This window comes from Pseudomonadota bacterium, assembly GCA_018823285.1.
Lineage (GTDB): Bacteria > Desulfobacterota > Desulfobulbia > Desulfobulbales > JAGXFP01 > JAHJIQ01.
The window spans coordinates 33492-58308 of record JAHJIQ010000063.1; the positions used below are offsets into that span (position 1 = coordinate 33492).

Consider the following 24817-nt stretch of genomic DNA (forward strand, 5'->3'; position numbering starts at 1 on the left):
AAACAGTCTGTTTTTTACTGGGAAAAGGGTTCCGGGTCAAGGTGTTCCCTTCAGGGCAATTCCTCACCGAGTTCGGCTTCGGTTTTTTCAATTCGCGCCGAGATTTCCTCCCAGCTGTCATAGGCCCGTTTCAGTTGGCGGTCCACGGTGGTGTATTCCCTGCTCTTTTCCGAGAAGGCCTCCTGGTTCTGGTAGAGTTCCGGATCGGCAAGAATTTCTTCCAGTTTCGCTTTCTGTTCTTCCAGTTCCGCAACCTTTTTTTCGATTCCGGCGGCCTCTTTTTTCAAGGGTCCGAGAACCTTGCTTTTTTCAGCCCGCGCTTTTGCAAGCGCCTGTCTCGCTTCCTTGCCGTACACCTTTTTGCCGGAGTCATCCTCCACTGCCGAGGGGGCTTCCGACTGTCTGATATTTGCCGCGGAATCCAGGGTCGCTCTGGTCTTTTCCAGATAATAGGCGATGTTCCCGTCGTAGACCGTTCCGGCGCCGTTTTTGATTTCCAGGACCTTGTTGATGAAACTGTCGGCAAAATAACGGTTGTGCGAGACCACAATGATCGAGCCGTCATACTGGGCCATCGCTTCCTGCAGAATCTCCTGGGATTGCATGTCGAGATGGTTGGTCGGCTCATCCATGATCAAAAGGTTTGCCGGAGAAGAGATCATCCTGGCTAAAGCCAGCCTGCTTTTTTCTCCCCCGGAGAGGACCATTACCTTTTTGTCGACCTCGTCGCCGCGAAAGAGAAAGGTGCCGAGAAGAGAGCGGATCTGGGTGACGGTCAGGTTGTTATCGACACTCATCATCACCTCCATGACCGTGTAATCGCCGGGAAGTTCCTGGGCCTGATGCTGACCGAAGTACGAGATGATGACGTTGTGGCCGCTTCGGATTCTGCCGCTGTCCGGTTTGGTCAGTCCGGCCAGGAGTTTGACCAGGGTTGACTTGCCGGCGCCGTTTACGCCGACGATGCCCATTTTTTCACCACGCTGCAGCTCGAAGGTGAGATCGGTGAAAACATCCTTGCTGCCGAAACTCTTGGCCAGATTCTCGGTGGCAATCGAAAGTCGGCCGCTCGGGGCGGCGGGTGGAAACCTGAAGGAGACCTGCTGATCGGTGTCGTCGAGTTCAATGATCTCCATTTTTGCCAGTTGCTTGACCCTGCTCTGGACCTGGCTTGCCTTGGTGGATTTGGCCCTGAACCTTTCGATGAAGCGTTTGGTCTGCTGGATCTGGGCCTGCTGGTTTTCATAGGCGGCGCGCTGGACTTCCATCCGGATATCTTTTTCGGCGACATACTTCGAGTAATTGCCCTTGTAAATCGTGAGCTGGCCCAGGGAAAGCTCCCAGGTCGAGGTGGTGATGGTGTCGAGGAAGGTCCGGTCGTGGGAAATAATGACCAGGGCGCCGGTGTAGTTTTTCAGAAAATCTTCCAGCCAGGTCAGCGATTCGATGTCGAGGTGGTTGGTGGGCTCGTCAAGAAGCATGAAAGTGGGGCTTGCCAGGAGTTGTTTGGCGAGCATCAGCCGCATGATCCAGCCGCCGGAAAAGCTCTTGCATTCGCGCTGCATGTCCTCATCGGAAAAGCCGAGACCGTGCAGGATCTTCTCAATGCGGGATTGCATGCTGAAGATATCCGCCTGGTCGAGAAGGATCTGCAGTTCCCCCTGCTCCTCAAGAAGTGCGGCTATATGTGGCGAAGAAGGGTCGCTGGCCGCCAGTTCATGGTTCAGCTCGTCCATTCGCTCTTTATACTTGAGGGTTTCGGCAAAGGCCGCCTCCGCCTCCTGATACACGGTGCGGCCGGGAGGAATGGCGGTGACTTCCTGGGGGAGGTAGCCGATGGTGGCCATTTTTGAGCGGATGATGACCCCGGAGTCGGTTTCGATCTGGCCGACAATCATTTTCAGCAGGGTGGATTTGCCGGTCCCGTTGACCCCAACCAGGCCGATGCGGTCGTGGTTGTTGATCCGGGCGGAAATGTCCTTGAAGATGTACTTCTTTCCGTACTGGAGATTGAGCTGGTTGACACTGATCATTTTACATTGATTTCTTTGAGGGTGATAAAGGATGCATTATTTAACATAGAAACGGTTCCTTATCCATACCTTAAAGTGAAACTTTACCAATGGATATTCAGAAAAAATCCGTTAATGTAATCCTTGAACCGTATCAACGTTCCGCTGCCGATTTTCAACGTAAACATCCTGTCTGAACTGATGCGCCGGGAGGGTCATCGAACCATGAAAGATGAAGGAAAGGTTTTTGTCAGCGCCTTCAGCGGGTGGCAGGGATGCCTCGACCGGTTGCTTGATGAGATCGGTCTACCTGAAATCATCGGGAAAAAGAATCCTGTCCTGATCAAACCGAACCTGGTGGAGGCTCTGGCGCCGCCGATCACCACCCCGGTGGAATTGATTGACGAGCTGATCGGGTACCTGCGGACAAAAAACCCCGCTCTTGAGATCATCGTCGGTGAGGGGTCCGGGGCCAAGGAGTATGACACGATGCATGCTTTCCGGGAACTCGGATATGTCGGGCTTGCCGAAAAGCGTGGGGTGCGGCTTGTTGATCTGAACAGCGAGCCCTTGCGGAGACTTTCGCTTGAGAAATGCCGGCGCTGGCCCGAGATGTACCTTCCCGAACTGGTTCTTGATTCTTTTCTGCTCTCCGTCCCGGTGCTGAAGGCGCACAGTCTGGCCAGCGTCACCATCACCATGAAGAATATGATGGGGTGTGCGCCTCCGGCCCATTATCAAAAAGGCGGGCACTGGAAAAAAGCGTCATTTCATGCCGATGTCCAGGCGGCGGTTCTCGATCTGAACCGCTATCGGACGCCGGATTTCACCATTCTTGACGCAACGGTCGGGATGGAGAAGGCCCATCTCTGGGGGCCGACCTGCAATCCGCCGCATCGGAAATTGGCTGCGGCAGTCGATCCGGTGGCGTTGGATGCGTATGGCGCAGGACTTCTTGGGCGTGACTGGCAAGGGATCGGCCATATCCGGGGCGCCCATGGCGAACTGGGAAAAGCGTCACCCCTGGAAATTATCACCTGTGAGTGAACCCGCAAGCAAATGACTCAACTTTCAGAGTTTGGCTAATCTTTCGATCATAAAGGGGTTTTGGCGATTTGTTCGAGTCTGTGTTCCATAAGAAGCCAGAAGCCAGGAGTCAGAAGCCAGGAGAAAAGCTTTAAAATCAGTCATTCTGGCTCCTGACTTCTGGCTCCTGAATTCTCATCCTGGAACGCCACTATGGCACTGAACCATTTTATGACATCAATCCAACAACAGAAGACAAGTCTGAAAGTTGATTCAAAAAACACTGCCGGGTTTCTTGGCGAGGCCGATCTCCTGGGTGACCTGGGTTGCCAACTCTTCTATTGATTTGCCGGTTGAATTGATGATCGGGATTTTTTCCCGCTGGAATATCTGTTCGGCCTGGGTCAGTTCTTCGGTACAGGTGGAAAGTTTCGCATAACGGCTGTCCGGGTAACGTTTTTCCCGCATGCCCCGCAGGTGTTCAGGGGTGGTGGTGAGGGCGACCGCCCGTTTCCGGTTCCGTTTCACGCCGTCGGGAAGGTCGAGCTTGCTCAAGTATTCGACGGTGAGAGGGAAATTGGCCGCTTTCAGGCCGAACTGGGTTGCCAGATAAACGCTGACCGGGGTTTTGCCGGACCGGGAAACACCGAGCAGGATCACATCGGCATCGTCAAATTCGTTGATCCGGGTGCCGTCGTCATGGTCCAGGCAGAAGTGGATGGCCTCAACCCGGCGGGCCATGGTTACGTTATCGCCATGCCTTGAAAATCCCGGAACCCGAAGCGCCCTCGCTTCCAGGCAGTTTTCCAGCGGTTCCAGCAGAAAATCAAACACATCGAAAAATTCCACTTCCGGCGACCGGAAAACATTCCTGACTTCCTGGTCCATAATGGTGCTGAAGACGATCGGGCGTCTGCCGAGAGACTGGGCAAGGATGTATTCGAGGGTTTTTTTTGCATCCTTGACGCTGCGCACGTAAGGGAATTTTTCTTCATGGAAGCTGATTTCGGGAAACTGGCAGAGCATCGACTGGGCCAGATTGGTGATCATGATCCCGGTGCTGTCGGATATATAATAGATATCTTTTGATTTCCACATGGTAAATTCCGAAAAAGATGGTTTATATGACCTGAATAATGACCGTACGGATCAGGCATGTTTTTCATTGACTTGAACGGTTTCTGTTTTGTTATACTGAACAATAGCAAATTTAACAATCAGCTGAAAAATCATATTTTCTTTTTCTGCGGGGGAACTGGAATGAATGATGCTTCTCTGACTGATATCCGGAGCCTGCCATGAACCGTCATCAAGTTTCACTCCTGTTTCTTGCGCTTCTGTTTCTCTTTCCAGCCACGTCGTTTGGTGCGGCAACCCTTGAGATTCCCGGAACCGGCGATTCCCAGGCCCTCCTCAGGGATCTGGCGGCGGCCTTTAATGCCGGTCAGCAAGAGATTGAGGTTGTCATTCCCGATTCAATCGGTTCCGGCGGGGCGATTAAATCGGTGGCCGGCGACAAGAATGAACTGGGGCGAGTTGCCCGGCCGATCAAGAAAAAGGAACAGCGCTATAACCTGAATTATTTGCAGTTTGCCGCATCCCCAGTGGTTTTCGCGGTAAGCGGCAATGTCGGCGGAGTGGACAATCTGACCCCGGAAGAGGCTCTGGCTGTGTACGCGGCAAAAACCACCAACTGGAGCGCTCTTGGCGGCCCTCCGGAGAGCATCTACCTGATCGGCAGGGAGCCCGGGGATTCGTCAAGAGAAGCTGTGGAAGAGATTGTTCCCGGGTTTGGCGGCATAGAAAATTATTCCGGGATTGTTGCCTATTCAACTCCTGAAGCTGTGGATATGCTGGCAACCCATGACAACAGCATTGCCTATCTTCCTTTCAGTATGACTTCCGGCAGAAATGTCAGGGTTCTGAAATTCGGCGGGAAAGGACCTCTTGATCCCGGTTACCCCTTGCTCACGCCTTTCGGGATGGTCTGGAAGGGTAAAATGTCCGGCCCCGCAGCCGGATTCATGGACTTTATCTTCTCCGATCGGGGGCGAAAGATCATAACCGCTGCCGGAGCGGTGGCGGTTGCCCGGAAACCCTGATCCGGAGAGGGAATGATGTCTGAAAAAAGTCATACTGGGGGAAGCTGAATTTTGTTTCGTTCCATCCGAGGAAAACTTCTCGTCTCGCATCTTTCGATTTTCCTGGTGCTCATGTTTATGGGCCTTGCCGGGATTTTTCTGCTTTCCAGTCAGCAGGAAAAAAATTCCATGGCCCGGCTGCAGATGATTTCCGATCACACCGCAAAAATGGTAGGTAAGGACCTTTTCTTCGTCGGAGATATGTTGAAAACAATCTGCGAGAGCCAGGTGGTTACCAGATTTGCCGATTCCTTTCAGGTCCCTGCCCTGGCAAAATACTTTGCGGAGCAGCACTCCACGTTCTCCGAGTTGAGCTTTATCGACAGTGGGGGCTATGAAGAGCTGCGGATTGTGATGGGTGTGGAAAGCGATGGGAACCGGGAGATGAAGGACAACCCCTTCTTTCTGAAGTCAAAAGAGCTTCCCGGGGAAACCTTCATCGATCATACGATCGATATCGATGAGACCGGAATTCATATTCATTTTATTCGCGGTCTGAAACGTTATTTCGGCGATCAGTTTGTCGGCAGTGTCTATGCAAGATATGACCTCGGGATGTTTTCGCAGACCCTGAGTATGATGGAGGTCGGGAAAGGCGGGCTTATTATCCTGGTGGATGAGGTCGGGAGAATGATTGCCTCTCCCGGCGGTTTTGCCACCGGAGGGGAGATTTTCGCCTTGGCTCCGGACCGCGACAGGATACTCGACGATATTAAGGCAGGGAGGAAATTTTCCTTCCGCGGAGAGGTAGCCGGGCAGGATTGCTTTCTGGTGTCATCACCTATAGAAAATGCCCCCTGGGTCGTGATCACCGCCCAGCCATATGATATTTTCATGGAGGAAATCAAGCGGTTCAAGGGGCTTTATATGCTGCTGCTGGCCGCTACGGGCTGCCTGGGCTGGGTCCTGGTGTATATTCTGGCGGATCGCCTGACGTTCCCGATTCTGAGCTTGAGGGATCAGGTCAGCAAGATTACCCGAGGGGTTGCCGATACGATTGATCTTGAATCCCGGGATGAGGTCGGTGAACTGGTCCGGTCGTTTAACGAGATGCTGGTCGAACTCAGGGAAACCTCCGTTTCGAGAGATTTTCTCGACAAGGTCATCAACTCCATGAATGATATCCTGGTCGTCATCGGCCGCGACGGCAGGGTGGAAAGGGCCAACCTGCACGCCCGTGAAGTCCTCGGCTACAGTTTGAAAGAGGTCCTTGCCCTGCATTTACAGGACTTCCTGAAAGGATATGCGAATGAGGAACAGCCCTGGTATGAGGCGTTCCCGTGGCTGCTCTTCGACAAACCCGTTGAAACGGAACTGTTCGCCAAGGATGGCCTGCTGATTCCGGTTTTGGTCACCTCTTCACCGTTTCTCGATGAAAAAGGCGCGGTGAACGGAGCGGTAATCGTGGCCCATGATATTTCCGATCGCAAGGAGGCGGAGGAAAAACTCGCCCTCTACGCCGAGCAGCTGCAGGCGAGCAACAAGGAACTGGAGGAATTTGCCTATGTCGCTTCCCACGACCTGAAAGAACCGCTTCGCAAGATCACAAGCTTCGGGGAGCGGCTCAATCTTAAATTTGGCGACAAGCTCGGGGAACAGGGCAGCGATTATCTGGCCAGGATGGACAGCGCCGCCGCCAGGATGCAGCGGCTGATCGACGACCTGCTCACCTATTCCCGGGTAAAAACCAAGGCCCGTCCTTTTGAACCGGTCGATCTGAACCGGATTGCGGCAGAGGTTCTTTCCGATCTTGAGGCGTCGATCTCCGACCGCAAGGGGAAGGTGACGGTCTCGGAACTTGCAACGATCAGCGCCGATCAGACCCAGATGCGGCAGCTCTTCCAGAACCTGATCGGCAACGGACTCAAGTTTCACAAGGATGATGTGCCGCCGGTTATCGAGGTCTCCGGAGAGATGCTGGAGAGCGGGTATTATCAGCTTGTTTTCAAGGACAACGGGATCGGCATCGACGAAAAGTATTCCGACAAGATCTTCGGGGTTTTTCAGAGGCTGCATGGCAGAAAGGAGTATGAAGGGAGCGGGATCGGACTGTCGGTATGCCGCAAGATTGCGATCCGTCACGGAGGGGATATCACGATTTCCTCGAAGGTTGATGAAGGGTCTAAGTTTATCGTTACCCTTGATCCGGAGATGAAAAACGATGAACCGGTTGAGGGCGGGAGGAATGGCCAGTGAAGATAACCCATAAGATCCTTCTCGGCTTTACCCTGACCGTATTGCTGGCTGCGCTGATCTGTATCGGCGGTTTAGTGCATCTGGAAGAGGTTTCCGGGCAGTATGATCGGCAGGTGATGATAAACGCCCCGGTCATTGAGTCATTGCACGAGATCCTGGTCGCCGGATTACGGATTGTCGCCGCCTCCGCCGAGGTCAGGATGCTTCAGGAGCACGCGCATCAGCAGGGAGGGGAACTCAGAAACAGCATTATTGAAGGAGAGTTGAAGGAGCTGCGGGAAGGGTACCGGGAGATCTATGATTACCATGAAAAGTACTATGGACTGGTGCATAAATATTTTCCAGGGAAAAGCACTCAGCAGGAAGAAGTTTCGGCTGCTGTCGAACGTCTGGTGAACAGCAGCGTCAACCTGGTTGATCCGAAAAACCAGGAAACCTCTCTGGAAATTCTGGAGTTGAAGGAGGAGCTTGAAGAAGCGGACGATGTCTTCATGAAGGTTTTGAACAGGGTAATCCTTGAAGAGGAAAAGGAACAGGACGGGGAACAGGCGCTGCTCGTCGCCTCCTGCACCGGAGTGAAATCCATTCTGATCGGGCTTACATTTCTTGCGGCATTCGGCGCCGTTCTCTCTGTTTTCCTGATCCTGAGCTCTTTTCGGAGCGGGATTGCCGCTCTTGGTGAAGCATCGGAGAAAATCGCCAAGGGTGATTTTGCCCTCAATTTTGATGAAAAGCGGAATGATGAATTCGGAGTACTTGCCAATGATTTCAAAAAAATGGCGGAAGAGATTTCTTCGGCCAGGAACATCGCCGACTGGTCCCTGCTCAAGATGGAGAAATATGCCGCCGACCTGAAAGCAAAAAGCAGGGAGTATGAAGAGTTTGTTTTTATTGCCTCCCACGATCTTCAGGAACCTCTCCGCAAGATCATGTCATATGCCTCACGGGTCAGGAAGGGGATCGCCGGAAAGGTTGAGGAAGAGTATGAAGATTATGTGACCAAGGCGATCGAGTTATCGGCCTATTTGCGGGAGAAGCTCGATATCCTCTCCGCGTATTCCAGAATCAATGCCAATGAAGAGGGATTCGCGAAAGTTGCGCTCAATGAGATTGTCACCAGTGTCGTTGAGCGCTTTCGGAGCAATTATGGCGGGGGTGATGTGGCTTTTGAACTCGATACATTGCCGGTGATTGACGGCAAGAGTGACCTGCTGGCAAAGATGTTTCACTGCCTGCTGGACAATTCTTTCAAGTACCGGGGTGACATTCCTCTGGAGATCAGGGTTGCGGCAGATGTTCTGGAGCAGGAAAACTATTGCCGGATCGTATTTGAAGACAACGGGAAGGGGTTTGAGCAGAAGTATGCCGGAAAGATATTCCGGGTCTTCCACAGTCTTGACGATAAAAAAATCGGTGGTCTCGGCATGGGGCTCGCGATTGTCAAAAAGATTGTCGAGGTGCATGGCGGGAGCATCAGCGCTGAATCAACCCCCGGTAACGGCGCACGTTTTATCCTAGTTTTTCCGATCCGCCAGACTGGAAGGAACAGCATTTTCAGCGCTATGGAAGCGGGTTGATTGTTTGAAAACGTGATGGCGGTTCTTTTTTACTGTTTATTGTGCGCGGTATTTTCATATAATGACTGTAATGATTATTAATGACCAGAAACGGGGCCCTAATTACTGATGAACCAGAACATTGAGAAGCTGCTGGAACTGAGAGAACTTATGGAGAAAGAACGGATGAGTCTGACGATCCTGATGGCAGATGATGATGAAGATGACCGCCTGATGACCAAGGAGGCTCTTGAAGAAGCCAAACTGGCCAATGCGATCCGCTTCGTTGAAGATGGAGAGGCGTTGATGGATTACCTGAAAAGACGTGGTGAGTACAGCGACCCTGAGCTGTCACCCCGGCCCGGGTTGATCCTGCTGGATCTCAACATGCCCAAGAAAAGCGGCCGTGAGGCCCTTGAGGAAATCAAGAGCGATCCCGAACTTCGTTCAATTCCGATTGTGGTGATGACCACATCCAGGGCGGAAGAGGATGTGATCCGTTCCTATGACCTGGGAGTGAATTCCTTTGTCACCAAACCGGTCTCATTTGTCGGGCTGGTCGATGTCATGAAAACATTGACCAAGTTCTGGTTTGAAATCGTTACCCTCCCGCCAAAAGATAGCGCTTGATGGATAAAACGTCCCTGGCGATCCTGGTAATCGATGATGATGAGGATGATTACATCCTCGCCAGTGATCTACTTTCTGAAATAGAAGGGATGTCCGTCACCACCGAATGGATCCCCACCTTCGACGAGGGTCTCGCGACGATCAAGGAAGATCGCCACGACATCTATCTTCTTGACTACCGGCTGGGCAGCCGTGACGGTCTGCAGCTTTTGAACGAGGCCATCGCCTTCGGCTGCACCTCGCCACTCATTCTACTTACCGGCCAGGGTGATCGGGAAGTCGATGTGAAGGCGATGGAGGCGGGGGCTGCCGATTTCCTGGTCAAGGGGCAGATCTCTTCCCAGATGCTGGAACGCTCGATCCGGTACTCTCTCGACCGCTCGAAAACCCGGGAAAAGTTGTCTCATCTTGCCCAGTATGACGAATTGACCGGCCTTCCCAACCGCAATCTTTTCCACGACCGCCTGGAAAAAGCAATTTCCGTGGCCCAGAGTAAATCCAACCGGCTGGCGCTTCTTTTTCTCGATCTGGACCGGTTCAAACTGGTGAACGACACCTACGGTCATGATGCCGGAGACCAGCTTCTGAAGGATTTCAGCGCCCGGATAAGTCGTTGTATCCGCGAGGTAGACATGGCCGCGAGACTTGGCGGCGATGAATTTGTGATCATTCTCGGTGAGATCGATGACAGCAGGAGCGCGGTGGCGGTTGCCGAGAGAATTATTCACGCCATGAAGCCGCCATGTGTTCTTACCGGTAAAGATCTTGCCGGCCAGGAAATCCAGCCTTGTACAAGCATCGGGATCGCCATCTATCCCTTCGACGGCACCAATGGAGAGAGCCTGTTGAAAAGTGCCGACACGGCCATGTACCGGGCGAAAAACACCGAAGGAAGTTGTTACGAGTTCTATTCCGAAGATAATAATGACGGGACGAAATCCAGTAGTTTTGAAGTGTCCAGCGGTCTGCACCGGGCCCAGGAGCGGGATGAGTTCTTTCTGGAATATCAGCCGATATACACCATCGAGGGAGAGCCGTCATGTATTGAGGCGTTACTGAGATGGAAACGTGATCAGGGCGAACAGGTGGTGATGCCCGGAAGTTTTCTGCCGGTTCTGGAAGAGACCGGGATGATTATCTCGGTGGGAGAATGGATTCTTGAATCAGCCTGTAATCAGTTGCTGCGCCTGAAAGAACGAGGCCTTGCCGACATGCGGCTCTCAGTGAATTTTTCCGCCAGGCAGCTCCGCCAGCCCGGTGTGGTGGACATGATTTCAAGGATCATTGCTTCACAGGGGATAAAATCCCACCTGCTGGATATCGAGATTACCGAAGACTCGATGATGCATCACTACCAGGATAATATCGAAATTTTCAAGCGGTTGTGTGACATCGGAGTAGGTCTTTCCCTGGATGATTTCGGGACCGGCCATTCTTCTTTGAGCAGCCTGAAGCATTTCCCGATCAGCCGGCTGAAAATTGCCCGCGCCTTTATTGCCAATGTCATGGAGGTGGAAAGTGACGCGGCCATCAGCAGAGCCATTATCTCACTGGCCCATAACCTGAAGATGAAGGTGGTTGCGGTCGGGGTTGAATCAGAAGGACAGCTTGAATTTCTTAAAAATGCCGAATGTGATGAGGTCCAGGGTCGTTATTTTTCCCCGCCGGTGGTCGCTGAATTGCTGGAAGAGCTGCTTATTGGTAAAGAAAAGATGGCCCAGTGAAGATCTTAACTTTCTGGCTTGCCTTAAGATATTGGTTTGCTGTCATAAAATGATCCCAAGTCATGGCTGCATTCCATGATTTAGAATCCAGAATCCAGAAGTCAGGAGCCAGAATGACTGATTTCACCCTTCGGGCATAAGTCTCGATGTCTCACAAGTTCGCTTATCGGTAAGAGCAGGCAAGCTGCTCAACTCAGCTTTATTTAAGCTTTTCTCCTGGCTTCTGACTCCTGGCTTCTGACTACTTGCGGGATACAGGCACGAAAAAATCGCCAAAACCCCTTTATTATCGGCAGATTAACCTAACCCAGAAAGTTGAGTGAAGATCTTAAGCATTCAGCATCCTTGCCACCCGGCTCAGGATAATATCCGCCACCTCAGTCTTGTTCATCAAGGGCAGTTTTTCCGCAGCACCGTTCCGGTCGAGGAGCATGATCCTGTTGGTGTCAACTGCAAAACCTGCGTCTTCGGCGGTAATATCGTTGACCGCCAGCAGGTCAAGGTTTTTGTCCGCAAGTTTTCGTAAACCCTCTTCCAGCAGATCATGACTCTCCGCAGCAAATCCGACCAGCAGTGGAAACCGTTTCTGTTCTTTTTTCATCTTGCCGAGGGTCAGCAGTATATCCTGGTTGACGGCAAGCGGCAGAGCAAGATCCGCTCCGGATTTTTTCATTTTCAGGTCGCAGCGTTTTTCCGGACGGAAGTCTGAGACTGCGGCAGCCTTGATGATCACATCAGAAGAAGTCGCATGGTTGAAAATTTCATCCGCCATTTCAGTGGCGGTGTTGACCCGAATCGTTTCGACGCCTGCCGGATCTGCGAGGGAGACCGGGCCGCTCACCAGCACAACCTCCGCGCCACGTCGTCTGGCGGCAGCTGCCAGGGCGAAACCCATCTTGCCGCTGGACCGGTTGCCGAGATATCTGACCGGATCGAGGGGTTCGCGGGTAGGGCCGGCGCTGATCAGAATCTTTCGTCCGGCCAGGTCCTGCTTCGACAAGGCAGAAAGCACTCCATCAAAAACCCGCGGCCATTCCGCAAGTCGTCCCGGTCCTTCCTCATTACAGGCGAGATTGCCGCAGTCCGGTTCAATGACGGTATAACCGAATTCTTTAAGTTTATGTAAGTTTGCCTGGGTTGCCGGGTGAAGAAACATTCTGCTGTTCATCGCCGGGCAGACCAGTATTGGGGAATCCGCAGCAAGAACGGCAGCCGAGAGCAGCTCGTCAGCCATTCCATGGGCGAGACGGGCAATGGTCTGGGCGGTTGCCGGCCCGATCAGCAGCAGGTCTGCTTCACGGGCCAAGTTGATATGGGGGATTTTCTCGGCATCATCAGGATCGAACATCCCCTCATGCACCTTGTTGCCGGAAAGAGCTGCAAAGGTGAGAGGGGAAACAAACCTGGTTGCGTCACGGGTCATGATCACCTTGACATCAGCACCGGCACGCCGCAGTTCCCGTACCCAGTCGGCAACCTTGTACACGGCAATACTGCCGCTGATCCCGAGAAGTATTTTTTTGTCTTTCAACACTTTATCGGCCGCAGGGACTTCAGTTTTTATGGGTGATATAGATTACGATTTCTGTTTTTCCGAGGGTGTAGCCTTCGAATATCCTGATCAGGCAGGAACCGTTTTCTTTCACAAAGGCGAGCATGACATCCTTCGCCTTGATCGAGCCGGTCATTTCCCAGCCATCCTTTTTCATGCTGTTGATGAAAAAATCGGTGAGGGAGTTTACTTCCACCCGACCCGCAAAATTTAAAATCCCGCCGCTGAAAGAGGCCGTATTAATGGACATGCTTTTTTCACGGTTCCAGATAAGTTCCCCGGGGATCAGGAGGTCTTTGTAATCGACAGGATAATACGGTTCGTTCTGGATAGCAGTTTCCTTGACTGCAGTTTCATGTCCGTCTTCGGATCCGGTTGTGGCCCCGGTGTGCATACACCCGGAAAGAGTGATGAATGCCGCCAGGCAGAGAGTCAACCAAAAGAGATGTTTTGCTTGTGCGTTAATTTTTGTTTTCATCAATTGTCCTCCATAATTTCTTTTATAATAACATCGTGAATTTCTTTTCTGCTCGATGACTGATCGTGACCGGCAGGATAGCCTGTGGCCAGAACTGCCATCAGATCGAACTGTTCGGAAAGACCAAGAACCCGGTTTACCTGTTCCTTCCGGTTGAGTATTTCTCCAAGCCATACCGCGCCCAGTCCAAGGGCCTCTGTCGCCAGGAGCATGTTCTGGATACAGGCGCCTGCCGCCTGGTGGTCTTTGACTTCGTTGTACATGGCATCCGTATCAAGAAAAACGGCGATCAGGGCCGGGGCCGACCTGATGATATGGCTGTAGCGCGTCTGTTCTGCAAGCGCGAGGCGTGTGGAACGGTCGCAGATAATCACAAATCGCCATGGTTGATTGTTGAGACCGGAGGGTGCCCAGGTGCCGGCCCGGACAATTTCCCGTAAATCATCAACCGCGACCTGGCGGTCTGTGAAATCCCTGATGCTTCGTCTTTTATATATGGCTTCCAGAACCTGACTGCCCATGAAATTGCACCTGCCTGAAAAGTGAAGAGACTGTTCTTTTCGTGGGCCTATAATATAAGAAATATTCATAAACTGCAAAGAAAGCAGAAGATATATCCGGTCAACGGCACTATATCAATGGCTTAAAATTGGATCGTTGCGGCAGACGGCAATATCTGTTAGATGATGGCGTGAGGTGATCCGGAGAATGTCGAAGAAAAGAAAAATTGAGTACCCGCAGCTTGCTGCAGGCTCCGAACTTGTAGATACCCACTGTCATCTTGATATGGCGCCATATCATGACGATCTTGACGATGTGCTCGAAACCGCCAGGCGGCACGGGGTGAGAAGGGTCATTACGGTAGGCATTGATGCGGAAAGCTCTGCGCGGGCGGTCGGGCTGGCCGAAAAATATCCGAACGTGTATGCAACGGTTGGTGCGCATCCGCATCATGCCGCAGAGCTTGATGAAGATGTTTACCGAACTCTGGCAGGACTTGCGCAACATCCAAAGGTGGTCGCCTACGGAGAGATCGGAATTGACCTGTTTCACAATTTTTCCCCGCCGGATGTCCAGAGGGAGCATTTTTCCCGGCAGGTGAAACTGGCCATCGACTTGAAACTGCCCGTGATCATTCATGACCGTGATGCGCACCTTGAGGTCATGGATATTCTGGAAAGTGCGGCGCCCTTTCCCGCAGGAGGCGTCATGCACTGCTTTTCCGGAGATCGAGATCTCGCGGCAAGGGTTGTTGCATTAGGATTTCACATCTCCATCCCGGGGGTTGTGACCTTTAAAAAATCGGAAATCCTGCAGGAAGCCGTTTGCAGAATCCCTCCGGCATCATTGCTTCTGGAAACGGACGGACCCTATCTGGCGCCGGAACCCCGCCGCGGCAGGCGAAATGAACCGGCCTTTCTTCTTTTTACAGCGGCCAGGGTGGCTGAACTGAAGGGTGTTTCACTGGATGATCTTGCCGCAATCACAACGGCCAACGCCGAGAAACTGTTTTCTTTGCCGCCGCTCGGTAAAGAAGTCTGAACATGTGGAACATGCGCCAGCGGTCTCGGGAAGTTTAGCGCAGTGCTCAAAAGAGCGCACAGCCCATTGATTGCCGGCGCAAGCATGCATCTGTTCGGGAGTGTTCAGGGAAAGGACATATGATCAAAGAGAATCTTGAAAAGATCAGGGAAAGAATCGGGGTTGCTGCACGCAGAGTTGGTCGTTCTCCGGAAGAAGTCAGGCTTGTCGCGGTCAGCAAGAGAAAGCCCCCTGAGCTTATTCATGAAGCGTATGACTGCGGTCAGGAAATTTTTGCTGAAAACTATTTTCAGGAAGCGCGTGAAAAGATCGAGATCCTCAATCGGAATCTGCAATGGCACTTCATCGGTCATCTTCAATCAAACAAGGCCGCCGCTGCCGCAACACTCTTTGACATGATCGAGACCGTCGACCGGCTCAAACTTGCCGGGATTCTCGATAAAAGCCTTGAAGAAAAGAATAGAATCCTGCCGGTTCTGGTTCAGGTCAATATCGGTGACGAACCCCAGAAATCCGGGATAAAACCGGAAGATGCGGAAGCGTTTTTCAGGGAACTTAACAATTTTACCAGGTTGCAGGTCAAGGGGCTGATGATCATGCCGCCCTACAGTGACGATGCCGAATCGTCTCGGCCATATTTCAGGGCGGCCCGGGAGTTGGCTGAAAAGCTTGTCCGCAAAGGGCTTCTTGGCAGGGAAGGTGCTGTGGAACTTTCCATGGGAATGTCGGCCGATTACGAGGTGGCCATTGAGGAGGGTGCAACGTTGGTCAGGGTGGGCACCGCTCTGTTCGGATCCAGGAATTAGTTCGGGTTTCCCGGTGAAAGATGCATTTCGGGCGAGGCTTTATTTGACCCCGGAAGTCAGGTATTCGTGGAGTTTTTTGAAGTTGCAGCCGTAAGCGTTGATCTTTTCCTTCTTGCCTTTCAGATCGAATGAGCGACGGGTAAAATATCCCTGCAAATCCTTGAGATGCTGAGCCGTTCCTTCGCCAAGAAGAATATCCAGTTCATTGCGGATGGTATTGGCTTCCAGCCTGAAAGCCACATTCACCACATCACCGATCACTGTCGAATCGCGATGGCTGTCGACTCCCATGTTGCCCATCATTGCTTCACCGGTATTGATGGCGGCTCCGATGGCAAGCTCTTTGGGCATTTCCGGGATATTCTCGCCCATTTTTCTGGTGTAGACACTGATCTCCATGGCCGCTTCAATGGCGTGCCGGATTCCTTTGTCAATATCGCCGCCGATCCAGGTGGCCATGACCGCATCGCCAATGAATTTATCAACGAGTCCGTCATGTTCATTGATGATTGCGCCAACCTTTTTGGTCCAGAACTGCAGAAGTTTCGAGACAATCTGGTTGCCCATGCTTTCGGAAAGACTTGTGAAATCACGGAGGTCGCAGACCAGGATAGTGACCATTTCTTTCTGAATATAGGCTACGGTCATGTCGAGAGTGACATCTTCCTCCTCGACATATTCCCGTTGCTCCAGAAACTGGACAAATTTAAGCTTGGTCTTGCCCAGAGTTATCGCATCACCGTTGTTGAGGATAGCGGGCGAATAAATACGCTTGTTGTTGAGGTAAGTGCCGTTGGAACTACCAAGATCCATGATATGGAAAATGCCGTTTTTTTCCTGCTGGACCAAGGTGTGTTTGCGGGAGACCCAGGAGTAGGGCAGGATGATATCATTACCTGGACCACGTCCGATCTTGAAGGTGTTTTTTCCCTTCAGGTTCCAGATGTTTTTCGGAGACTTGCTGGTGTCAAGTTCCTGAAGAACTGCCTGTTCTGAACTATCGGACATAATAGTGTCGGATCGCCATGCAAATAGTTACGCCGGCGAAAAATATCAATCTGCCGGCAGCCTTAACCCTGGAATGTTCAGAAGGGTTATTTCAACAGGGCCAGTATTTCCTCAGGGCTCGGGAACCTGTCTGCTTTTTTTTTGGAAAAAATTTCTGCTCCATCCCTGCTGACTTCAAAAACACCGCCTGATCCTTTTACAAGCTCAATTTCTGCATCAAGGTTTCTTTTGATCTCCTCTCCCAGACCGGAAGCACGAGGCAAATAGTTTCATTGCACACAATACTCTATTGTAATTTTCAATTCTCTCCCTCCCCGATCTGCCTGCTCAGTGATTTTGACAAACAAGGAAGAAATATACTCTGTAAGATAAATTTAAACAAGATTAGAACCGAAGGTAATCATTGTCCCGCATAGGTTTATGGAATGATGCCATTCAAGTGATAACGGACTTTTCCGTTAATAAGAGAGAGGCGGGTATTATATGGAAATCGACCGCAGGATCAGTCGCTTCCAAGCTGATCAAGAGAGTGTGAGCCGGTGCAGGTTGTGTGCAGGATCCCTGACATGATGGGAAAAGGAAGGAGGCGCAATGCCCGGAGCTGAAGGGAATGGGTTGTCCTGCGGACGTGTTGCGTGGGAAAGAACTCTGTTACCTCAATCAAAAATATGTTTTGGATTTTCTTCTCTTTTCAAAGAACTACCCTGCGGCTGGAAGTTTCACTCAGTTTGCTTTCTGCCGCAGGGTAGTTTGTTTCGTTTTCGAGTATCGGAGGTCTGTCAGTGAACGACCCAATAGCTTCTCATGCCTTGTTATTTTGCCCATTTCTGCAGGATTTTGGCTATCATGTTGGCCTGCTCCTTGCTTGAGATATTAAATTTGGACTGCTGGGAGTATGACCCCTTCATTTTCCGGTAGCGACGGATTGTGTAACGGTCTTCACTGTATTTATCTTTTCCTTTTTCCCACTGCTGGTAACGAAAAATGATCGTGGTCCATGCGCCTTTGGAAAGGACTTCCTTGTCGAGCTCCTTGACAACCTGGATGCCGTCTTCTTCGTAGTTGATCGTAATTTCTTCAATTGTTTCCGCCATTATCAGTTCTCCTGGTGACTTTAAGGTTTGTTGCAGTATGACTCGTCACTGCAGTAATTTTTTTTCAGTTTTTCAAGCTTTCTGGTCAGGGGCGCAGGAATTTTCAGCTGGTATCGGTCGAGATACTCGGCAATCATTCGATGGGTGTTGAAGATCGGACAGTTCAAAGCGATATTCATGATACATTTATCGATGAATTTCGGGAAGTGCTCAGGATGATAAAAAGTTGTCAGAATCTCGGGGAAAAGGCGGTAAAAGGCGTTGGAGTCTTCTTCGTAAAGCATTTCCTGCCGGTCTTCGCTGAGTGAGCCATGCTCAATGTCATCTTCATAGCCGAATTTCCAGCCGGTTTTGCCGTCATGGTATCCTTCCGCCCACCAGCCGTCCATGATGCTGATGTTCGGGATTCCGTTCATCGCCGATTTCATGCCGCTGGTGCCGCTTGCCTCAAGAGGTCGCTTCGGGCTGTTGAGCCAGGCATGGACCCCGGCCACCATCATTTTCGCAATGGCCATGTCATACCCGGGGATAAAGACAAGCTTGACCAGGCCTTTACTTTTTTCAAACAGTTCCTGCTGACAGTCGAGAATCATTTTAATCAGGGCCTTGCCCGGCTCATCAGACGGGTGGGCCTTGCCGGCAAAAATAAAATTGACCGGCCAGTTGTTGGCAAGTAACGGTTCAACCAGTTTCTCAATATCCTCAAAGATCAGGTCGGCTCTTTTATAGGTCGAAAACCGACGGGCGAAACCAATGGTGAATACCCCCGGTTCAAGGGAGGTGCCGGGTCCGGTAATGTGGGAGAGAAAGTTGGGCGGGTCGATCCAGGTTTCCTGCATCTGGTTGCGATGCCGGACCAGCATCTCATTGACGTAGCCGATCAGGGTCCGGTTGTCGGTCTGCCATGATCTTTCCAGAAAAGACCTGAATCGTTTGTTGTCTTTAAGTTTGAAGGCATTTTCAAAAACACCGGGGTCGTCTCGCCAGCCGTCAAGTTCGGTGAAACTGTCATAGAGCTCCGCCTTGGCATCGCTGATCCAGGTCAGATGATGGACTCCGTTGGTGATAGCCGATATCTTGTCGGCAAACTCCGGGAACTGGCGACAGGTTACATCTTTATGCAGTCGGCTTACACTGTTGGTTGCCCGGTTGACCTTCATGGCCAGAGTGGTGAAATTGAATTCGGAGCTCCGGTCGCCGTCCTGGGCCATCAGTTGCAGGATTCTCTGGCAGAAGGAATGCCCGACGGCCCGGTGCAGATCCTTGTGAAACCTGTCGTGGCCGGCTTTTACGGGGGTGTGGATCGTATAAACGATATCTTCGGCCACCGTTTTTGCCGCGTCAAGAATGTCCTGGTCCGTTGCTTTCTCGTGGTAGTTTTTCCCAAGTTTTTCACACAGATGATCCACGATCTGGGTCAGGATAACCGCGACGCCATGCTGTTCATTCAGATGAATGGTCTGGGAATGGATACCGAGTGCCTTCATCGTCGGGATAACGCCTGCGCCAAGCATCCTGCGCTGGGTGATCTTCATTTTTTCCGAACTGCTGTCGTAAAGATTCTGGGCGGCATTTTTGATCCACTCCGGGGAGTTGGGGCAGGAGTAATCGAGAAGGATCTGGGGGACAAAAAAGTCGAGCCGGTGATTGATCTCCATTTTGAGCCACAGTCTGGCATAGGTCATAACAAGCTGGTCGTCGTGGTTGTAGAAGGGCACCTCGATTTCCAGAGGCTTGTCGGGGCTGCCTGCTTTGTGCAGCAGGTAGATCCCCGGAGTATCCTCCGGCGCCCAGTTGCGAGACCACGAGATCTGACCGACTTTGGAGTCTACCATCTGGGAAAAATAACCTTTTCGATAGAGCAGTGAGACGGCAATGACCGGAATCTTGCAATCGGCAAAACTCTTGAGGGTGTCACCGGAGAGGACGCCGAGACCGCCGCCGTAATTCGGTATTTTCTCTGGCCCGTACAGAAACTTGTTGGTGAAACTATCGAGCAGCCGGTTGGTGCTGCCGGTGATATCGAGGTCCTGAAGGCGGCTTTTCACCGGGTGAAAGGTGTCACGATCGGCAGCTATTTCCATTGAAATGTATACCGCCGAGTCGATATCCGGAGACGTCAGATTTTTCCAGACCTGGTCAAGGACTTTCTGGGACACCCCGAAGAAGGTTCCGTAACTGTTGGTCGCAAGCATGTCCTGCAGGACCTGGTCTTTGTCTATTAAAGCAGTGCTGGTTTTTTTCATGTTTTCATATCACATTGAAGTGCGCTTGTTATATGCGTTAGTTGTCTTTGCCACAAGGTCTTTTCTTCCGTTGCGGCGGAAAAAAAGATTGAATTTAACCACGGTATTCTTTAGTGTATTAGATCATATGTCGTTTAATCAAAGTATTTGGCACTATTGAAAGAGTATGCAATTTTTGCTTCCCATGTAAAACAATTTTTTTAAAAGAGCTTTTATAACAAGTCCGTAGATACGGTGCTAAAGGAGAAAAGCGAAATGAAGAGAGAGAGTATGCGATTATTGGTTCTTGCCGCCCTGATTATATCACTCTCATTTGTGGTTTCCGGTTGCAGCAAGAAAACCGTTCAGGTGGACAAGGCTGACGAGACGGTCAAGGTTGAGGAAGCCACTGGTGATAATGCATCCGCAACAGGTGGCGATTCCGGCCAGATGGTAGAATCTGCGGAAATCACAGAAGGGATGGGGCCTGCCGAATCGCTGGAAAGCCCGGCCGGAGGAGAAGTGATCGCAAGTGATGCCGGTTCCCTTGATGGCAGAACGTCTCCCGGAATGTTCCCCGTATATTTTGATTTTGATCGCTCTTTCATCAGGGAGGATCAGATTGTCGAACTTGAAAAAAATGCCGCATTTATGAAAGAGAATCCTCAGGTGAATGTTGCCATCGAGGGTAACTGCGACGAGAGGGGAACTAACGAATACAATATGGCTCTTGGTGAAAGACGTGCGATGAGTGCGAAAAAATACCTGGTCAATCTCGGGATTGAGGAGACGCGTCTCAATACCATCAGCTATGGTGAAGAACGTCCGATCAATCGCGGCCATGATGAGCTTTCCTGGTCCCAGAACAGACGGGATGATTTTGTAGTCACCGAATAGAAGAACTTTTTTCTTGCAATACAATGCCGGGATGGGTGTTCCCCTCATCCCGGTTTTTTATGAAAGTCATAATTATCAAAGTCGACTCATCTCAAAGGAGTGATCCGATGAATTCAATCAAAGGTATTTTCACAGTATTATCCGCAGTATTGTTGCTTGTTGTTTTTTCTTCTTATCCTGCCTTCGCCGGTGACAAGGCGCTCAAGGTAGGAATTATCAATATCCAGAAGGTGGTTGCGTTGTCCAAGGTCGGCCAGGAAGCCAGAGATGCGGTCAAGGCCAAATTCGATGAATATCAGGTTAAGCTCCGTAAGGAAGAAGAGTCGTTAGTGGCCCTGAAGGATGATATCGAGAAGAAAGGAGCGGTCTGGAGTGAAGAAATCCGTACCGAAAAGCAGAGAGAGTTCGAACGGAGAGTCAAGGCGCTGGAAGACGAATCCAAGTATGCAACCAACGACATGAAAGAGTTTGAAAAGAAGAAAGTAGAGCCGGTGTTGCAGGAACTTGAAGCCATTATCGATGATTTCGGTAAGAAGGAGAATTATTCGATGATCCTCGATGCCAGCCGTGGCGTTATCTATATGGATGAGGCCCTAGATATCAGCGCCGCTGTGGCAGCTGAACTCGACAAGAGAAAAGGCGAGAAGAAATAAGTCCATTTCCTGATCCGAACCAAAAAGCCGACATGGGAATTTTTCCCGTGTCGGCTTTTTTTTTTGCAATTCAGTTTTTCCCGGTTAATTCCAGGGCGGCGGAGGTGATTGCGGTTTCATCGATATGGGAATTCTTGTACAGGATTTCCTGGGGACCCTGCTCGATGAATTTGTCCGGATACCCGAGGTTTTTCACATCAACTTTGCCGAGAAGGCCTCGTCTGGCCAGGAGTTCCAACACCGAGCTGCCGAAACCGCCTTTAATGGCGTTGTCCTCAACGGTGACGACCTTGCCGGTTCGTTTCGCCCATTCGGCAATCAGATTGCCGTCCAGGGGATTGATGAAACGGGGGTTGATGACTGCCGCCTCAATCCCCAGTTTTTTGAGCCCTTCAGCGGCGGACAATGCCGGATACACCCGGTTGCCGACGGGAAGCAGCAGGATGTCATCTCCTTCCCGGAGAACCTCTCCTTTACCGAATGGTATTTTTTCAAGCTCTCTGTCCATTGTTACCCCCACCCCGCTGCCGCGGGGGTATCTGACTGCTGCAGGGCCTGGATAATTGATTGCCGTGTAGAGCATATGCTGCAGTTCGTTCTCGTCTTTTGGGGCGAGAAACACCAGATTCGGTACATATCGCAGGAACGAGATGTCAAAGACCCCATGGTGGGTCGGGCCGTCATCGCCGACCACCCCGCCCCGGTCGAGGGCAAAGGTGACGGGAAGGTTGGGCAGGCAGACGTCGTGGATAACCTGGTCCAGAGCTCGCTGCATGAATGTCGAATAGATGGCGACCACCGGCAGCAATCCTTCAATAGCGAGGCCGGCGGCAAAGGTGACTGCGTGCTGTTCAGCAATCCCGACATCGAAGAATCGGTCAGGAAATCTTTCGGCAAAACCGGTCAGCCCGGTACCTGCCGGCATGGCTGCGGTGATCGCGGAGACCCTCGGGTCCTCCTCGGCAATTCTGATCAGGGTTTTGCCGAAGGTGGAGGTGTAGGAAGGAGGCGTTTTCGCAACGGGGAGCGGGGCGCCGGTGGCGATATCGAAGGGGCCGACCCCGTGGTAATCGCCGGGGTTTTCCTCGGCCGGTTTATACCCTTTGCCCTTGGTGGTGAGCACATGGATCAGGACCGGACCGTGGCTGAAATCGCGCACGTTGTTCAGGGTTTCGATCAGGGTGTTCAGGTCGTGGCCCTTGATCGGGCCGACATATTCAAATTTCAGGGCCTCGAAGAGCATGCCCGGAGTAAAGAAACCCTTGAAACTCTCCTCGCTTTTTTTCAGGACCTGGAGGATGTTTTCCCCGACATTGGAAAATGATTTGAGAAAGCCCTCAACATCCCGCTTCAGGCGGGAAACCGCCCGCCCGGTCATCTTGCGGCTCAGGAAGCTGGACAGGGCGCCGACATTGGGCGAGATCGACATTTCGTTGTCGTTCAGGATGACGATCAGATCCTTGTCGATATGCCCAGCCTGGTTCAACGCTTCAAAGGCCATGCCGCCGGTCATCGAGCCGTCACCGATGACCGCGATCGTCTTTCGGGAGTCACCTTTCAGGTTTCTGGCCACGGCCATCCCCAAGCTTGCCGAGATCGAGGTGCTGCTGTGGCCGGTATCGAAGGCGTCGTATGGGCTCTCTTCCATCTTGGGAAAACCGGACAGCCCTTTGTACTGGCGGATGGTGTGAAAATTATCCCGCCGGCCGGTGAGCAGTTTATGGGCGTAGGTCTGGTGGCCCACATCCCAGATGACCTTGTCTTCCGGGGTGTCAAACACATAATGAATGGCCATGGTCAACTCGACCACGCCGAGAGAGGGGGCGAGATGGCCGCCGTTGGTGGAGACGGTGGAGATGATTTCCCGGCGGATCTCTTCGGCGAGTCTCGGCAGTTCAGCCTGCGGAACCTTTTTCAGGTCGGAGGATGAATTGATTTCCGGCAGTATCGGTGCGGTGCTGGTCATAGAGCTGTATAACATGGTCCCTAGGCGCTGCAATGATTTAACCCGTAGAGGGAGAGAACAAAAAAAGCATAATAACACATTGTGTGAAGAACGGCGAGAGGGCAGGGGCGGGGAATTCCTAGTTTTTTCTCTTCCTGATATAGTGGGCGATCTCCCGGAGCGGTTCCGCCTTACGGTCAAAGGTTTCCAGACTTGCCAAGGCCCTTGCTACAGCCTCTTCCGCTTTTCTCCTGGTCTCTTCGATTCCGAAGAAGGCGGGGTAGGTCGATTTCTGCCGTTCGGCATCGGATCCGGCGGCTTTGCCAAGCTCTTCAGTGGTCCCTTCGACGTTCAGCAGATCGTCAACGATCTGGAAGGCAAGGCCGATCTCGTTGCCATAGTCGGTAAGGGCCTGGAACTGTGCTTCACTGGCCCCCCCGACTACCGCTCCCGCCTGGACCGCAGCGGTGAGGAGGGCGCCGGTTTTGCGCCGGTGAATCTGCTTCAGGGTCTCAAAATCGATTTTCTTTCCCTCACAGGCGATATCAATGGCCTGGCCGCCGACCATCCCCATGGAACCGCTTCCTTCGGCGATCAGCCTGATGATTTGTAACTGTTCGGCTGCTTCAAGCTTGCTGTTGCGGGCAAGGAGTTCAAAAGCCAGGGTCAGCAGGCCGTCCCCGGCCAGTATTGCCCCGGCCTCCCCGTAGATTGTATGATTGGTCGGTTTTCCGCGCCTCAGATCATCATCGTCCATGGCCGGCAGGTCGTCATGGATCAGGGAGTAGGTGTGGATGCATTCCAGGGAAACGGCCGCAGGGATGGCGTTGTCTTCAACGCCGCCGACCGCCGAACAGGCGGCCAGGCAGAGAATCGGTCTGATCCGTTTGCCACCGGCGAACAGGCTGTAACCCATGGCCTCGATGTGACGGGCATGGTCCTCCTGCAGGCCTCGGGGAGCATACATCAGCGCTTCCATGCTCTCCTCGACCAGCTTTTTTTTCTCACCCAGATATTTTTTCAGGTCCATTGAATTTTATCGTCTGTGATTGGATGTGTTCGTTTCGCGGCCGGAGGATCAATCAGCGGTGTCGTCGTTTTCTTCGGGATCGAAGCCGGGAAAGGGCTCTTCGCTAAAGCCGTCATTTTTCTTGAGCAGCACATTCACCCTGGTTCTGGCCTCGGAAAGTTTCCGGTTACAGTATTCGGTGAGTTTGATTCCTTCATCGAATCTTTTCAAAGACTCTTCAAGACTCAGATCGCCGCTTTCCAGTTCTTCAGTGATCTGCTCAAGCCGGGTCAGGGATTCTTCAAAGTTTTTCTTGGCCATGT

At 51.9% G+C, this 24817-nt stretch carries 23 protein-coding genes; 10 read left to right on the top strand and 13 right to left on the bottom strand.

Annotated elements, in window-relative coordinates; genetic code table 11:
• Positions 1–50 precede the first annotated feature (50 nt).
• Positions 51–2033, bottom strand: coding sequence for an ABC-F family ATP-binding cassette domain-containing protein (locus KKG35_14060; GenBank protein MBU1739250.1), 1983 nt, complete (start codon positions 2031–2033; stop codon positions 51–53).
• 204 nt (positions 2034–2237) lie between these two features.
• Between KKG35_14060 and KKG35_14065 the strand changes: the two genes are divergently transcribed.
• A complete protein-coding gene (locus tag KKG35_14065) occupies positions 2238–3059 on the top strand; it encodes a DUF362 domain-containing protein (GenBank protein MBU1739251.1) in 822 nt (273 codons plus the stop codon).
• 252 nt (positions 3060–3311) lie between these two features.
• Here the strand turns inward: KKG35_14065 and ppsR are convergent, their stop codons facing one another.
• Positions 3312–4136: a pyruvate, phosphate dikinase/phosphoenolpyruvate synthase regulator gene (gene ppsR / locus KKG35_14070; protein MBU1739252.1), complete on the bottom strand. Its 825-nt coding sequence runs from the start codon at positions 4134–4136 to the stop codon at positions 3312–3314.
• Between the two features lie 51 nt (positions 4137–4187).
• Positions 4188–4358, bottom strand: coding sequence for a hypothetical protein (locus KKG35_14075; protein MBU1739253.1), 171 nt, complete (start codon positions 4356–4358; stop codon positions 4188–4190).
• Between KKG35_14075 and KKG35_14080 the strand changes: the two genes are divergently transcribed.
• The 5 genes from KKG35_14080 (at position 4337) to KKG35_14100 (ending at position 11285) form a co-directional block, all read left to right on the top strand.
• A complete protein-coding gene (locus KKG35_14080) occupies positions 4337–5140 on the top strand; it encodes a substrate-binding domain-containing protein (protein ID MBU1739254.1) in 804 nt (267 codons plus the stop codon). The genes KKG35_14075 and KKG35_14080 overlap by 22 nt on opposite strands.
• Before the next feature lie 51 nt (positions 5141–5191).
• A complete protein-coding gene (locus KKG35_14085) occupies positions 5192–7375 on the top strand; it encodes a PAS domain S-box protein (protein MBU1739255.1) in 2184 nt (727 codons plus the stop codon).
• Complete coding sequence (locus KKG35_14090; GenBank protein ID MBU1739256.1) at positions 7372–8952, top strand: HAMP domain-containing protein; 1581 nt, start codon at positions 7372–7374, stop codon at positions 8950–8952. Before KKG35_14085 ends, KKG35_14090 begins: the two co-directional genes overlap by 4 nt.
• Before the next feature lie 150 nt (positions 8953–9102).
• Positions 9103–9561 (top strand): response regulator, encoded by a 459-nt coding sequence (locus tag KKG35_14095; GenBank protein ID MBU1739257.1) that lies wholly within the window; start codon positions 9103–9105, stop codon positions 9559–9561.
• Complete coding sequence (locus KKG35_14100) at positions 9561–11285, top strand: EAL domain-containing protein (protein MBU1739258.1); 1725 nt, start codon at positions 9561–9563, stop codon at positions 11283–11285. Before KKG35_14095 ends, KKG35_14100 begins: the two co-directional genes overlap by 1 nt.
• A gap of 328 nt (positions 11286–11613) precedes the next feature.
• Here the strand turns inward: KKG35_14100 and coaBC are convergent, their stop codons facing one another.
• From coaBC to KKG35_14115, 3 genes are read right to left on the bottom strand one after another with little or no spacing between them, the layout of a single operon-like run.
• Positions 11614–12819, bottom strand: a complete 1206-nt coding sequence (coaBC, locus tag KKG35_14105) for a bifunctional phosphopantothenoylcysteine decarboxylase/phosphopantothenate--cysteine ligase CoaBC (protein MBU1739259.1) — start codon at positions 12817–12819, stop codon at positions 11614–11616.
• Between the two features lie 19 nt (positions 12820–12838).
• The gene (locus KKG35_14110; protein ID MBU1739260.1) at positions 12839–13315 is read right to left on the bottom strand and encodes a hypothetical protein; all 477 of its coding nucleotides are present in this window, start codon (positions 13313–13315) and stop codon (positions 12839–12841) included.
• Entirely contained in the window at positions 13315–13836 is a 522-nt protein-coding gene (locus KKG35_14115; GenBank protein MBU1739261.1) for a nitroreductase family protein, read from the bottom strand. The genes KKG35_14110 and KKG35_14115 overlap by 1 nt, the downstream gene beginning before the upstream one ends.
• Before the next feature lie 187 nt (positions 13837–14023).
• Here KKG35_14115 and KKG35_14120 point away from each other — a divergent pair, with 187 nt between their 5' ends.
• Complete coding sequence (locus tag KKG35_14120; protein ID MBU1739262.1) at positions 14024–14857, top strand: TatD family hydrolase; 834 nt, start codon at positions 14024–14026, stop codon at positions 14855–14857.
• A 119-nt stretch (positions 14858–14976) separates the two neighbouring features.
• Positions 14977–15663 (top strand): YggS family pyridoxal phosphate-dependent enzyme, encoded by a 687-nt coding sequence (locus KKG35_14125; GenBank protein MBU1739263.1) that lies wholly within the window; start codon positions 14977–14979, stop codon positions 15661–15663.
• Positions 15664–15702: 39 nt separating this feature from the next.
• Here KKG35_14125 and KKG35_14130 read toward each other — a convergent pair whose 3' ends face one another.
• The 4 genes from KKG35_14130 to glgP all read right to left on the bottom strand — a co-directional run bounded on the left by KKG35_14130 (position 15703) and on the right by glgP (position 20011).
• The gene (locus KKG35_14130) at positions 15703–16671 is read right to left on the bottom strand and encodes an adenylate/guanylate cyclase domain-containing protein (protein MBU1739264.1); all 969 of its coding nucleotides are present in this window, start codon (positions 16669–16671) and stop codon (positions 15703–15705) included.
• Positions 16672–16757: 86 nt separating this feature from the next.
• Entirely contained in the window at positions 16758–17006 is a 249-nt protein-coding gene (locus KKG35_14135; protein ID MBU1739265.1) for an Rdx family protein, read from the bottom strand.
• 477 nt (positions 17007–17483) lie between these two features.
• Positions 17484–17765, bottom strand: coding sequence for a hypothetical protein (locus tag KKG35_14140; GenBank protein ID MBU1739266.1), 282 nt, complete (start codon positions 17763–17765; stop codon positions 17484–17486).
• A gap of 20 nt (positions 17766–17785) precedes the next feature.
• Complete coding sequence (gene glgP / locus KKG35_14145) at positions 17786–20011, bottom strand: alpha-glucan family phosphorylase (protein ID MBU1739267.1); 2226 nt, start codon at positions 20009–20011, stop codon at positions 17786–17788.
• Positions 20012–20266: 255 nt separating this feature from the next.
• On the opposite strand from glgP, the gene pal reads away from it, so the two are divergent.
• Both pal and KKG35_14155 read left to right on the top strand, forming a co-directional pair.
• On the top strand, positions 20267–20887 hold the full coding sequence (gene pal / locus KKG35_14150) for a peptidoglycan-associated lipoprotein Pal (protein MBU1739268.1): 621 nt from the start codon (positions 20267–20269) through the stop codon (positions 20885–20887).
• 107 nt (positions 20888–20994) lie between these two features.
• Positions 20995–21540 (top strand): OmpH family outer membrane protein, encoded by a 546-nt coding sequence (locus tag KKG35_14155; GenBank protein MBU1739269.1) that lies wholly within the window; start codon positions 20995–20997, stop codon positions 21538–21540.
• A gap of 70 nt (positions 21541–21610) precedes the next feature.
• On the opposite strand, the gene dxs is transcribed toward KKG35_14155, so the two are convergent.
• The 3 genes from dxs to KKG35_14170 all read right to left on the bottom strand — a co-directional run bounded on the left by dxs (position 21611) and on the right by KKG35_14170 (position 24815).
• Positions 21611–23506 carry a 1-deoxy-D-xylulose-5-phosphate synthase gene (dxs, locus tag KKG35_14160; protein MBU1739270.1) on the bottom strand — a complete coding sequence of 632 codons (1896 nt, stop codon included), beginning with the start codon at positions 23504–23506 and terminating at the stop codon, positions 21611–21613.
• Positions 23507–23624: 118 nt separating this feature from the next.
• Positions 23625–24515 carry a polyprenyl synthetase family protein gene (locus tag KKG35_14165; protein ID MBU1739271.1) on the bottom strand — a complete coding sequence of 297 codons (891 nt, stop codon included), beginning with the start codon at positions 24513–24515 and terminating at the stop codon, positions 23625–23627.
• Positions 24516–24563: 48 nt separating this feature from the next.
• The gene (locus KKG35_14170) at positions 24564–24815 is read right to left on the bottom strand and encodes an exodeoxyribonuclease VII small subunit (protein ID MBU1739272.1); all 252 of its coding nucleotides are present in this window, start codon (positions 24813–24815) and stop codon (positions 24564–24566) included.
• Positions 24816–24817: the final 2 nt, after the last annotated feature.